The following is a 12,814-nucleotide window of genomic DNA, read 5'->3' as shown; positions in this document are numbered from 1 at the left end:
CCGCTTTTATTACGTTTGCATCGAACGAACATATTGTCTCAAATGTATGAAATAGATGACAATATAACCGCGGGACACCCAAAACACATCAAAAATTGGCCTTTACAACCGCTTTAAGCTACTTTTGGAAATTAACCGCACAAAACAGGAAAAAAGGAAATTATATCAAATTCAGGAAATACTCAGGAAAGAAGCTGACGATTAACAAATAAAAAGCCGTATCTAACTTTTGATGTTTTGATACGGCCTCTTTTCTTTTTGATTCTCTATTTTCTTATACCAAATTAGCCAAAGCTTCTTTCATTCTTCTTAATGCTTCTTTCAAGTTCTCGTCCGAAGCGGCGTATGATAAGCGGATATAGTTGTTGTTACCGAAAGAGTCTCCTCCCACAGTAGCAATATGGCCGTGGTTCAATAAGTATAATGCCAAGTCCGAAGAGTCTTTAATTACATTGCCTTCAGGATCTTTTTTACCAAAAAACGAGCTGATTTCTGGGAAGAAATAGAAAGCTCCTTCTGGTAAGTTGGTTTTCACGCCAGGGATATCATTTAATAAGTCATATACCAATTGACGACGACGCTCGAACGCTTCTTTCATGGCATATACGGAATCCAAACCTTGTTCGTACGCTGTTATTCCTGCACGCTGTGCAATCGAACACGTTCCGGAAGTCGTTTGTCCTTGCATTTTGTCGTTAGCGGCAGCTATTTCTCTATTTGCGGCAATATAGCCTAATCTCCATCCCGTCATAGCGAATGCTTTGGAAAAGCCGTTCACAATGATTACGCGGTCTTTGATGCTTTCAAATTGAGCAATAGATTCGTGTTTGCCTACAAAATTAATATGTTCGTAGATCTCATCGGATATGATGAATATATTTGGATGTTTTTCAAAAACCTTTACCAATGCTGCTAATTCATCCTTACTGTATACCGAACCTGTCGGGTTGCAAGGTGAAGAGAACATGAATATTTTAGATTTAGGCGTGATCGCTGCTTCTAATTGTTCAGGAGTGATTTTGAAATCACTTTCAATAGTCGTGTCAATAAATACCGACTTACCTTCCGCCAAAGTCACCATCTCCGAGTATGATACCCAATACGGAGTCGGGATTATCACCTCTTCACCTGGGTTGATTAGTGTAAGGATTACATTCGATAAAGATTGTTTAGCACCTGTAGATACTACGATTTGCGAAATATCGTAATCCAAGCCATTTTCATTTTTTAGCTTATTTACGATGGCTTGACGCAACTCAGGGTATCCCGGTACCGGCGAATATCTGGTGAAATTATCGTCCAATGCTTTTTTTGCGGCTTCTTTAACATGATCTGGCGTATTGAAATCTGGTTCGCCTACGCTTAGACTGATGACGTTAATTCCTTTAGCTGCTAGTTCGCGACCTAATTTGGTCATCTTCAATGTTGCCGATTCTGAAAGGCTATTGATTCTATCTGATAAATATGATGGTGTGCTCATAACGATACAAATATAATTATATAAAATACATTTTGTAGCTTGTTTTGTTAATAACTTCTAAAGTTTTTGTAGATGAAATTTTATTTATCATAATGCTTTGTGTTTGGCTATAGATTGATGTAGGATTAGCTATCTTTATCGTACAGATGTTCACGCTATGGGATTATACCTTATATTTGAATGCTATGAAATTTGATTTTTTTATTGTTTACTTGCTGATAAGTATTGCTGTAGCCTATTTTTTTCCGCAGTTGGCTATTTATAGAGATGGTGCCTTCTTGGATGTACTTACTTCGGTAGGTGTATCGTTGATTTTCTTTTTTTATGGTCTTAAATTGAGTTTCGCTCAGATAAAGACTGGACTTAGAAACTGGAAGTTGCACTTGGTGGTGCAATTATCTACATTTTTGCTGTTTCCGCTTATCGTGCTTTTATTTAGACCTTTTATAGGAGTGCTTCTTACGGAGCATACATGGATGGGTTTCTTTTTTTTGGCTGCATTACCTTCTACCGTTTCTTCTTCTGTAGTGATGGTGTCTTTAGCCAAGGGCAATGTGCCTGCTGCCATTTTTAACGCCAGTATTTCGGGACTGATAGGGGTCGCAATTACGCCCTTATGGATGAGCTTATTTTTAGATTTTACGACAGAGAATGTCCTGCTGGATGTCTATGCAGGGTTAATGGTGGAGATTATTCTTCCGGTATTGGCAGGATTATTATTACAGCGATTTTGGGGTGGATGGGCAACCAAAAATAGTAAAATGTTATCCAACTTTGATAAGAGTATAATACTGCTTATTGTGTACAGCAGTTTTGCACATTCTTTCCAAAGCGGTGTATTTGCAACCTTAAGTAATGCCTACGTAATCGAACTGTTTGCTGCGGTGGCCTTATTTTTTACGCTGGTCTATGCACTACTATACCTTTTGTGCAAGTTTGTGTTTAGGTTTTCTATTGAAGATACGATTACCGCTTTATTTTGTGGCTCTAAAAAGTCCTTGACCCATGGAAGTGTTTTTGGAAAGTTTATTTTTTTGAATAATCCCTATACAGGCATTTATTTTTTGCCACTTATGATTTATCATGCTTTTCAGATTTTTGTTATCACTTTTATCGCACAGCGCTACGGAAAACGCGAGTAATTTTTTTGTATCACTTTATTTTGTGATAATATAGATTATCACTATTATTTGTGATATTAATAAATATCATTAAATTTGATGATAAGGATGTTTATCATTATATTTAGTAACAAATACAACCAAGAGATAAATAATGAAAAAGATGTACGCCATATTGACGGGTGACATAGTAGGTTCGAGACGCGTCGAAACACAAAAATGGTTGCCGCATCTGGATGATGCTCTTCAATATTATACGGACAATTATGATATTTTCAGAGGCGACAGTTTTCAGGTTGCCATTCCGCTCGAAAAATGCATAGAGGCTATCTTTTTTATCAAGGCGAGTATGCGCTGCATCGAACCGCTGGATGTGCGTATTGGCTTGGGAATAGGAGAGATTACATATTGGGATACCCATATCAAAAATTCGATGGGTGAGGCTTTAATCAATTCTGGAGAAGCATTTGACCGCTTGGACAAGAATTATATTCATGTCCAATCACCCTGGACGGAGTGGAACGAACAGACCAATATTATCTTGCAACTGGCTACAGAATTAGCTAATCGTTGGACATTCAATATGGCACAGACGATATCTACCATCATCAAAAATCCAGAAGCTAACCAACAGGAAATCGCTCATCTGCTAAATAAAAAATACCAAAGCCAGATAAGCACGGAATTGGGAAATGCGAGTTGGCAAAAAATTAGAATCGCAATAGAATATTGTACCCAACAACTCCTTAGACAATGTTAATTATATTCTTAAAATTCGTATTAGCGCATATTATAGGTGACTTTGTCCTACAGACCAAAACGATGGTAACCAAGCGCAAAGAGCATGTAGGCTATCTGCTGCTGCATGTGCTGATACACATACTCGTATTGGTAGTATTTTTTATACCGGATTTGGCGAATTATGGGCTAATGATTGCTTTTATCGGGATATCCCATCTTGCTATTGATAGCCTGAAGATCTGGCTGGAAGCAAAATACCCGTCCAAGCCCCTGCTTTTCTTTTGTGTGGACCAATTGCTCCACCTAAGCGTGCTCGTGGCGTTAGTCCTATATAATTATGGTATGCCTGTGTTGGAGCATGAACTCTTATTCAGCACCCGAAATATGCTTTATTGCATTGCACTGCTATTGGTCATGGTCGTAAGTCCTATTTTTCTACGACTATTTTTCAGCAAATGGGATAAAGAAAATGTATTTAAAGATAAACGTCAAGAGAGTCTGTTGGATGCGGGCTTGATCATCGGCATTATGGAGCGATTGATTATAGTCTTGTTTATACAAGTTGGTTTTCTGTCGGGAATAGGCTTTTTGCTCGCCGCAAAATCCATATTCCGCTTTGGCGATTTGACCAATGCTAAGGATACAAAATTTACAGAATATATATTGGTAGGAACTTTAGCCAGTTTTACCATTGCGATAGTGATTGGCTATGGCCTTCGTTTAGCATTAAAATACACCTAAATTACTTATATAAAAATGAAAAGAATTCTAACTTGTTGTCTAACCCTTATTTTAAGCAAATCCATGCTCTTTGGTCAAGATATCAAAAATCAAGTGCAAGCTATTGCCGATCAGTATAAAGCTGTAGGTGTCGCGTATGTCGTCGTGAAAGATGGAAAAGTCATTATGAAAGATGCCTTAGGGAAAAGTTCGATCGAAAATAACACGCCGCTCGATGTAGATCGCCACCTCTTTAGAATTGCGTCGATCTCCAAATCATTCACTTCTACGGCAATCATGCAGCTCGTAGAAAAAGGGAAAATATCGTTGGATGATGATTTTGGAGATTTAGTTGGTTTCCCAATCCGCAATCCTAACTTTCCAGACAAAAAAATCACTTTGCGGATGGTGCTGTCTCATACCTCCAGTATCAATGATGTAAATGGTTATTTTGAATTGGATGTGATTAATCCTGCTAAAAATCCAAATTGGCAAAAGAGTTATAACAGCTACGAGCCAGGCACGGACTACCAATATTGTAACCTAAATTTCAATATGGCAGGCGCAGTGCTCGAACGTCTTACAAACGTGAGGTTTGACACCTATATACGCCAGCAAATCCTTAATCCTTTGGGACTGCAAGCAGGCCATTGTGTGGATTCCTTGGATCAGACACGCTTTGCTTCCCTCTACGCTTATGATAGCAAGGAGGATGCATTTGAGGTGCAGCCATTGGCCTACCTTCCGCGCAGGGAGGAAATCAGCAATTACGTAATGGGAGAGAGCACGCCTATCTTTTCGCCCACGGGAGGATTGAAAATATCTGCATCCGATCTTGCCCAATATATGATGATGCATATGAATTATGGAAAATTGGGTAAGGTGAAGATTTTAGGCAAAAAAGCTTCTAAGACGATGCAAAAAAAGGTGTCTGAAAAAGAAGGATATGGCTTAGCTCTATTAGAAACAAATAAATTGATTGAGGGCCAACATTTGGTAGGACATACTGGTTCAGCTTACGGGTTATACAGTTCTATGTTTTTTAATCCTAAAGAAAAATATGGGTTTGTCGTAATCACAAATGGCTGCGTGCCGACAAGCAAGGATGGTAATATCGCACTGACTTCTGAAATCATAAACCTGCTTTATAACGAGTTGGTAAAATAAAGTTGAAAACAGAATTTAAATATATCCCTGAAAAAATTGGCTTGTTTTTTGTAAATTATATTGCGTTAGATTAAATTTAAGTTGATGATATGGTTAAGCTTTTTAGCACGTTTATTTTTGTTTTTATAGTTTTTGATAGTTTAGCACAGCAATTAAATTTGCATGAGGTCAGGAAGGATTTTAATAAAGGCGTACAGGATGAGGCCTTGTGTAAAAAGTATCTGAGCCATTTGCAAAATCATGCTAAATCGCCCTTAGAGAAGGGTTATGAAGCGGCTTTTCATATGTTTATGGCAAAGCATACTTCCAATCCATTCAAGAAAATGAACTATTTCAAAGGCGGTAAGAAGATGTTGGAAACACAAATCAAAGCTGAACCAAATAACACGGAATTACGCTTTATAAGACTTTGTATTCAATACTATATACCCGATTTTTTAGGATATAAACAAAATATTGAGGAGGATAAAAATTTCTTAGTAAATAATCTCCATAAAATGTCCGATGAGAGAACTAAAGATATTATTTTTAAATATTTGAAAGGTGCAAAAATGTACAATGATCAAGAATTGACGCTTTTGGCGCGTTAGCCAAAACTTTGGTCAAAGCTCTAACAGTGACCAAATGGATTAAAATACCATCAATCTACCATCATTGGGGAAATTAAATGGAAGCAATCTGTGATTTATTTGCAGGTTGCTTTACTATTTTTATACAATAAAAAATGCGAAGATCTCGCTTCGCATTCCATCAGGAGTAATTAAATAGACCATTTCGATATTAAAACATAAAATTAAAAATCCACTTTGATTCTCGCCCGAATACCCCAATCGGATACGCCCGGATGGTCGTTATAATTTAACCGTTTGACATAGTCTACACGCAATACCTTAAAGATATTAGCTAGACCTACACTGGCTTCCATGTACGGTTTATTTCCGAATGTAAACGACGAAATTTCATCATCTGAATTTCTTTGCCATGCAAACAAATCCCTGTTGTATGAAGGATTGTTGCTGTCGCGTAGCCCTCCGTACACGCCTTTGAAACTAAACACCTCACGTAGTTGCAGTTTCTTGATCAGCGGCAGTTTATTGAGTACAAATCCATTCATATAATATTGCACATTCACCGACGCGTGATGGTCCGATATGAATTCCATGAAATTCATCAAATTGTACGATTGTAGCTGGTATGCGTATGTCTGATTGGCTCTATGCAGGGTCAACAGGGGATAAGGTATGTTTGATCCTGCTATGTATGTTCCATCCACATTAAAATCCGCATATCCAAATTGCGAAAGATAGGTCCTCTTGAATATTCCCGCGGTAAAGTTATGGTAGTTATATTCTCCATCCAGGAAGCCCTTGATACCGGCAGTATAATTAAAGGTCAGGATTGGATATTTATTGTAAATAGGAGTCCTGTACAATTTTCCTTGATAGAATTGCTCTTTGGGCGCCCAACGGAATCCTATGCTTGCTTCAGTTGTATTCAATGCATGGATGAGTGTGGGATCACCGATTTCAGGAATAATTTGATATTTGATAATTCCGGCCGGATTTTGTTTCCACTTCGTCAATCCTGCATTGATGGAGAAATTGTTTTGAAACTCAGCTTTATATTCCAGTTTGTAAATGTCATTATACAAATAGCTTTTATTTTCACCACGTTTGAATGATAAGAGTATATTGTCCTCTTGAATGAATTCTAAATTTTGACCAGGTATTTTAGTATCATGCTGATACGAAGCTCGGATATAATGTTGCGGAAATTTATACACAGATTTATTGTTTAGTGAATAAGTTCCGCTGATGAAATATTTCCATTTTTGATCTTCAAAACCATATGCAGCATAGCCTTCGGAAAAGAACCGCGTGCTAAACTGTTCGGTAGTACGGCCACCAATACGTAATCTCAATCCTTCGATCGGATTGTAACTATAAAATGTGTTGACAGGTCCAATTTCTATAGGTCCAGCTTGTTTGTAACCGGATAATAGCAATGCCGCCACATCCATAAACCTTCTGAATGATGGCATCTCCTGTAGCGAATCAATATTCTGATAAATAGATAGCTCTTGGTTGGTCAGCGGCGCTTGGCGAAGGCCAGCCCAATATTGCCTATCATCTGCTGCCTTATGCGTCTTCACCTGATTCACAATCTCAGGACCCTCATATAAAGAATCTGGTTTGGCTAAGCCATTGACATAATCTTTGTAATAGACGACGCGATTGCCCTGTACGCCGGTACCTTTTCCAGTCAGGGCAAAATCTATCCCGAGCGCACTGCGACTGAGGAAATACTTGTTGATATTATCTTTTTCAAACGTCAGTTCTATATTAAGGTCGCGGACGAAATTGAGGTTTATCTCGTCACTGACTTTCATTTTAGCTCCTTGTACAGCATATTGCCCATCCAGGGTAACATAGAGTTTTCCTTGAAATAAAAAGTCACTCTTATTCCTAGGGAAGAAGCTTAATTCTATCAGCTGGGGCGAACTGGTCTTAATCGTATCCGTGATGTAAAATCGATAGAAAGTAGGCGCGCTGTCTGCAATAGGACTCAAAAACTGATTCGTCAATAAAGTGATATTGTTGTCATAAATATCCACCTTGTCGTACAACTTGTTGAAATAAGTAGCCAAGCCCTCATTGTCAACAAATTTTGGATCAAATTCTGCCTTTTGGTGAGCGAGGGTAAACTGTTTTGTTTTTTGAGGATTATTTTTAAAATAAACTTTGGAAACTTTTTCCTCCATAAAGGCCGGAAGTGCGTAAGTTGAAGTGCTATCTGATTCTTTCTGAAATAGGAATTGATAGTTCTTAAAAGCTTTTCTTCCTACGAACTTAGAGGAAAGATTACTCAAACCCAAGGTTATTTTTTCGTATTGCTCAAATTCAACATACTCTTGCCCCACTAATCTATTCTGATCGCGATGCGCGATCACTTGACGGATTAGCTCTACAGCAGGATTATTCTTGTTGGAATACTTTAATTTGGGTCTTTTAATGACTACAGCTTCAATTTCATTCTCTGCCGAAAGTTCGATGTTCCAAAAGGATTTATTTTGTGTAAGATCCAACTGAATGGATTCGTATCCTACATAACTCACACGAACAGGAAGACTTATAGCTGGAACAGTAAATTCAAAATTCCCTTGTTCATCCGTTTTTGTTGCCTTGCTGCTACCCACAATAGCAATTGTTGCAAACTCTATTGGTTCTTTTGTACTTTTATCAACAACTTTTCCTTGCAACTGAATGGACTGCGCGATGGCAGACATACTTAGCAACAAAGACAATGAAAGAAGTAACCCCCTGAATATATTTTGTATCATGTTAATTAATTCGCTAAATTTTTGACTTTTTAAATTATAAATTCAAAAATTTTGCTACAAAAAAAGCACATATTTAATAGATTATAAAGTCTCGGAAACTACTTTGACTTTTGTGTGATAAAAGTTGAAAAATACAGACTTTTGTATTACAAAACATTATTCAAAAATGAAAAATAGGAGTTGGGAGATTAGGAGATTTTTGGTTTTTAAATGGCTTACTGAAGTCAACCGCGATAAAAAATAATTCCCACTCGACCGGATTGAAGAATGGGAACTTTGGAATTATAAATTATTACTTTGGTAATTGCGGTTTTTTGATGAAGTCCTCAAAGGCTTTCGTATTTTGCTTGATGAGCCATTCATACATTTTGGCACCGTGGCTCAATCTTTTGACACCTAATTTATTAAGCTGCTGTACAGAAGGAAGGTTGGGTGTTAGAAAAACATTGAGTGGTAATGAAGTGGCATCCAAGAAGGCTTTAATATCTTCTTCACTTTCGATTAATGGTACAAATATCCCTTCAGCCCCTGCTTTAGCATATGCTTTGGTGCGCGTGATAGACTCTGTTAATGCGGATATATGTTTTGTAGTGTATGAGTCGACACGCGCATTGATGAATATATTTTTTTCTTCGGCTTTGATTGCTTCAATTTTTTGTTTGTGCAGATTCATATCTCCCAATACACGTTTCCCATTTTCGACCTGCCCATCTTCCAAATTAATTCCGACCACACCTAAGCCTACAAGTTTTTTTACATTTTTAGCGACTTCTTCCGGTTTATCCGAATAACCAGATTCAAAATCAACGGACACAGGAATATCGACAGCTTTGACTATACGTTCGACAACAAATAGGATTTCATCTACGCTAATTTGTTCGCCATCTTCGTACCCCATGGCATTAGCAATAGCATGACTGGAGGTGCCTAAGGCCTTGAAGCCTGCCTCCTGAGCTATTTTGGCAGAATGCGCATCCCATACATTTCCTAAAACAAGAAGGTCGGGCTGCTGATGTAATTTTTTAAACAAAGTATATTTCATCATTTATATCGTTTTATTTAAAAGAACATTTTCCAGCGTAAAATGTTTTTTCGATTATATTATATCAACTATCATAAAATTTTTATTTTTAGCCAATTAAATATATTTATGGCTTCAGGAATATTTGCAATATTAGATGACATCGCGGCCTTGATGGACGATGTGGCAGTGGCTAGTAAGCTTGCTACCAAAAAAACAGCTGGCATATTGGGCGACGATTTGGCTGTCAATGCCGAGAAAGCGACCGGTTTTCTTTCTTCGCGAGAAATACCCGTATTGTGGGCAATCACCAAGGGGTCATTTATCAATAAGCTCATTATTATCCCCGTAGCGATATTATTACAAGTTTTTCTTCCGATGGCCATAAAGGTGATCTTGATTATTGGGGGATTGTATTTGGCGTATGAAGGGGTAGAAAAGATTGTGGAATTTATTTTTCATCGAGAGAAAAAAGGAGAGGAGGTCATCGAAGAAGTGAAAGAAGAGGGGGCTGCAGTCGAAAAGGCTAAAATTAAGTCCGCGGTTACCACAGATTTCATTCTCTCCGTAGAAATTGTCATTATTGCCTTAGGAACTGTATTGGATCGCCCACTTCCTATACAAATCTTAACAGTGTCGGTTGTCGCTATTTTGGCTACAGTGGGCGTGTATGGTATTGTAGCATTAATCGTGCGTATGGATGACACTGGGTACAAATTAATAAAAAAATCCCGCAATGAAGGTTTTGCGGCATGGCTAGGTAAATTTTTAGTTAGATCACTGCCAGTTATTATTAAGTCACTTTCCGTAATCGGTACCATTGCGCTTTTGATGGTTTCTGGTGGGATTTTCGCGCACAACATTGATTTCTTCCACCATATACTACCAACATGGAACAGTACCCTTAAAGAAACCTTAATTGGCCTTGGGATGGGACTTGTCGTGGTTTTAATTATTACAGGGATCAAAAAATTAATCCCGAGCAAAAAATAAATTGGTTCGACCTATTCATACAAAAACTCCTATTGGAATTTGACGTTCCAATAGGAGTTTTTTATTTATACCTTGAATACGCTGAAATCTTTTTTAGTCCAGTAATTTTACCTCTTTGGTGATATCTCTTTCTACGGAGATATTAATTTTGAAGATTACACTCAGGATTACTCCTGCTATCAATGTAATAGGAAAAACTATTGCTATCACAATCATCAATAAAAGAGGAAGATTAAAGATGTTATTTCCGGACTTAGAAGTTGCGACTAGGCGTGAGTTGTGAATGTTGTGGAATAAGCCTTTTATCATATTGCTGATAGTACCACCGTTGATTGAAAATATTCTTTTAGTTGCCATAATGTATCTCTGTTTAAAATTTATATTCAAAGATATATGGAAGATAAAAGTCTACCGACAGGGAATAGGTAACTGAGGGTGGATATTCGGTGAAAGTAGGAGGGTATTCGGTGAAATTGTACAACTAAAAACGTCATTTCGACTAGAGCAAGAAATCTAAAATTAGTTTTCAAATTTTGAGTTTTCTCTGTCCGTTCGAAATGACGTGATAGTATTCTGCGTGAAACAAGGATTCTTTTTTTAGATTTCTCACTTCACTTTGTTTCGTTCGAAATGACGATTAAATATTATTTTTTTAATGCTTTTTCGTATCGAGCGGAAACTTCATCCCAATTGATGATATTCCAAATTGTGGTTAAATAATCAGCACGTTTATTTTGATAGCGTAAATAATATGCATGTTCCCACACATCTACGCCTAATATTGGTGTGCCTTTTTCTTCAACTACATCCATCAATGGATTATCTTGGTTTGGCGTAGAAGAAACGAATAACTTACCTGCTTTATCTACAGATAACCATGACCAACCTGAACCAAAGCGAGAAGCACCCGCTGCATTGATTTTCTCTTTAAGACCATCCAACGAACCAAAGGTATCATTTATAGCTTTTTCTAACTTAGCTGATGGTTTGGTACCTGCTGTTGGCGTCAAGATAGACCAAAACAATTCGTGATTGTAGTGTCCGCCACCATTATTACGTACTGCTGCAGTATGTTTGGAGATATTTCCTAAAATTGACTCAATGCTTTCTTTTTCAGCTGGAGTACCTGCGATGGCTTTATTTAAGTTTGAAGTATACGCAGCAGCATGTTTGCTGTAATGAATCTCCATGGTTTGTGCGTCGATCGCACCTTCCAAAGCCGTATAAGCGTAAGGTAGAGGAGTTTGTTTGAATTGAGCAAATGAAGCTTGAGCTGCAAATATTGCAGTCGCCAAGAAAGCTGATTTAAGTATATTCATCGTAATTGTTTTTTGTTTTAAATATAAGCTTTGTTGTTATTCAATACAAACTTGGGTTGTTTTATAGCAGAAATTTAACAATTAAAAAGTAAGAGATAATCCGTATGATAATTGTTGAAATGGATCATTTAATAAGTTGAAACTGGATAATTTACTGTCGGAATCATATTTTATTGATCTATATGATACTAACTCATTTAGTCGTATTTCTAATCCCAATCGTTTATAAAAATTGTATCGTGCACCTATATTCAAACTTGTTAAAGCACCTTAGGAAGTATTATTAGTATGGGTTTCAAAATCATTATGTGATTTTGAATGTATATAACTAGCATCTAAGTCGGAGAAAATTTGGTATTTTGATTTGTTTATTAAATCTAGCTGTACAAAACCTCCGACTTGGTGTCCTGATAATTTTGTTATATCATCATTATAATATTCTGATTTGCTGCGTGAGGCAGCATATAATACACCAATACCTAATTTTGTATTTAATTTATATAGTATTCGAGGTGTAACTTGGAAGTAGCTAGTAGAATTTTCTTGGTTTTCAGTCTTCGTATTAGCGTTTTGAAATCGTAACGATGATGATATAATCAATTTATTCTCCTGTGCGTGAGAAATAGAGAAAGTAAGAATAGTAATTATTAATATTAATATAGTTTTCATAATGTTAGAATTGGTAATTGAATGAAACGTATGCATTTGATAAATTAGATTGTAATATGGATGTAAAGTGTTGTTTTGCGCCGCTAGTCCTATAATCCAAACTAGAATGATTAATTACTGCTGGTAAATTAAGTTGTGCTGACAATTCGGAAGTGTAAAGCAAACTGTGTCATTGAGCTCTAAATAGATATAGGTCCCCTTCGGACCTATATCTATTTAGAGCCGCCGAAGGCTTTCATTCTC

The 12,814-nt window shown here is 37.1% G+C and carries 12 protein-coding genes; 6 read left to right on the top strand and 6 right to left on the bottom strand.

Features of this window, described 5'->3' with window-relative positions; translation table 11 throughout:
• Window positions 1-274: 274 nt before the first annotated feature.
• Window positions 275-1,480, bottom strand: coding sequence for a pyridoxal phosphate-dependent aminotransferase (locus EDC17_RS15530; protein ID WP_207895785.1), 1,206 nt, complete (start codon window positions 1,478-1,480; stop codon window positions 275-277).
• A 185-nt stretch (window positions 1,481-1,665) separates the two neighbouring features.
• On the opposite strand from EDC17_RS15530, the gene EDC17_RS15525 reads away from it, so the two are divergent.
• The 5 genes from EDC17_RS15525 (at window position 1,666) to EDC17_RS15505 (ending at window position 5,819) form a co-directional block, all read left to right on the top strand.
• Complete coding sequence (locus EDC17_RS15525; protein WP_132779004.1) at window positions 1,666-2,622, top strand: bile acid:sodium symporter family protein; 957 nt, start codon at window positions 1,666-1,668, stop codon at window positions 2,620-2,622.
• 133 nt (window positions 2,623-2,755) lie between these two features.
• The gene (locus EDC17_RS15520; RefSeq protein ID WP_132779002.1) at window positions 2,756-3,361 is read left to right on the top strand and encodes a hypothetical protein; all 606 of its coding nucleotides are present in this window, start codon (window positions 2,756-2,758) and stop codon (window positions 3,359-3,361) included.
• Entirely contained in the window at window positions 3,355-4,083 is a 729-nt protein-coding gene (locus EDC17_RS15515) for a DUF3307 domain-containing protein (protein WP_132779000.1), read from the top strand. Before EDC17_RS15520 ends, EDC17_RS15515 begins: the two co-directional genes overlap by 7 nt.
• A 15-nt stretch (window positions 4,084-4,098) precedes the next feature.
• Window positions 4,099-5,229, top strand: a complete 1,131-nt coding sequence (locus EDC17_RS15510; RefSeq protein ID WP_207895784.1) for a serine hydrolase domain-containing protein — start codon at window positions 4,099-4,101, stop codon at window positions 5,227-5,229.
• Between the two features lie 89 nt (window positions 5,230-5,318).
• Window positions 5,319-5,819: a hypothetical protein gene (locus tag EDC17_RS15505; protein ID WP_132778998.1), complete on the top strand. Its 501-nt coding sequence runs from the start codon at window positions 5,319-5,321 to the stop codon at window positions 5,817-5,819.
• A gap of 203 nt (window positions 5,820-6,022) precedes the next feature.
• Here the strand turns inward: EDC17_RS15505 and EDC17_RS15500 are convergent, their stop codons facing one another.
• Both EDC17_RS15500 and EDC17_RS15495 read right to left on the bottom strand, forming a co-directional pair.
• A complete protein-coding gene (locus EDC17_RS15500; protein ID WP_132778996.1) occupies window positions 6,023-8,569 on the bottom strand; it encodes a DUF5686 and carboxypeptidase-like regulatory domain-containing protein in 2,547 nt (848 codons plus the stop codon).
• A 292-nt stretch (window positions 8,570-8,861) separates the two neighbouring features.
• On the bottom strand, window positions 8,862-9,614 hold the full coding sequence (locus EDC17_RS15495; RefSeq protein WP_243646179.1) for an isocitrate lyase/PEP mutase family protein: 753 nt from the start codon (window positions 9,612-9,614) through the stop codon (window positions 8,862-8,864).
• Window positions 9,615-9,719: 105 nt separating this feature from the next.
• Here EDC17_RS15495 and EDC17_RS15490 point away from each other — a divergent pair, with 105 nt between their 5' ends.
• On the top strand, window positions 9,720-10,583 hold the full coding sequence (locus EDC17_RS15490; protein ID WP_132778995.1) for a DUF808 domain-containing protein: 864 nt from the start codon (window positions 9,720-9,722) through the stop codon (window positions 10,581-10,583).
• A gap of 93 nt (window positions 10,584-10,676) precedes the next feature.
• On the opposite strand, the gene EDC17_RS15485 is transcribed toward EDC17_RS15490, so the two are convergent.
• From EDC17_RS15485 to EDC17_RS15475, 3 genes are all read right to left on the bottom strand, one after another.
• Window positions 10,677-10,940, bottom strand: coding sequence for a DUF4342 domain-containing protein (locus EDC17_RS15485; RefSeq protein ID WP_132778993.1), 264 nt, complete (start codon window positions 10,938-10,940; stop codon window positions 10,677-10,679).
• A 287-nt stretch (window positions 10,941-11,227) separates the two neighbouring features.
• Window positions 11,228-11,902, bottom strand: coding sequence for a superoxide dismutase (locus EDC17_RS15480; RefSeq protein ID WP_132778991.1), 675 nt, complete (start codon window positions 11,900-11,902; stop codon window positions 11,228-11,230).
• A 270-nt stretch (window positions 11,903-12,172) separates the two neighbouring features.
• Window positions 12,173-12,571, bottom strand: coding sequence for a hypothetical protein (locus EDC17_RS15475; protein WP_132778989.1), 399 nt, complete (start codon window positions 12,569-12,571; stop codon window positions 12,173-12,175).
• Window positions 12,572-12,814: the final 243 nt, after the last annotated feature.

Source organism: Sphingobacterium alimentarium (genome assembly GCF_004342685.1).
Classification (GTDB): Bacteria; Bacteroidota; Bacteroidia; order Sphingobacteriales; family Sphingobacteriaceae; genus Sphingobacterium; species Sphingobacterium alimentarium.
This window is presented reverse-complemented; position numbering and strand designations above follow the sequence as displayed.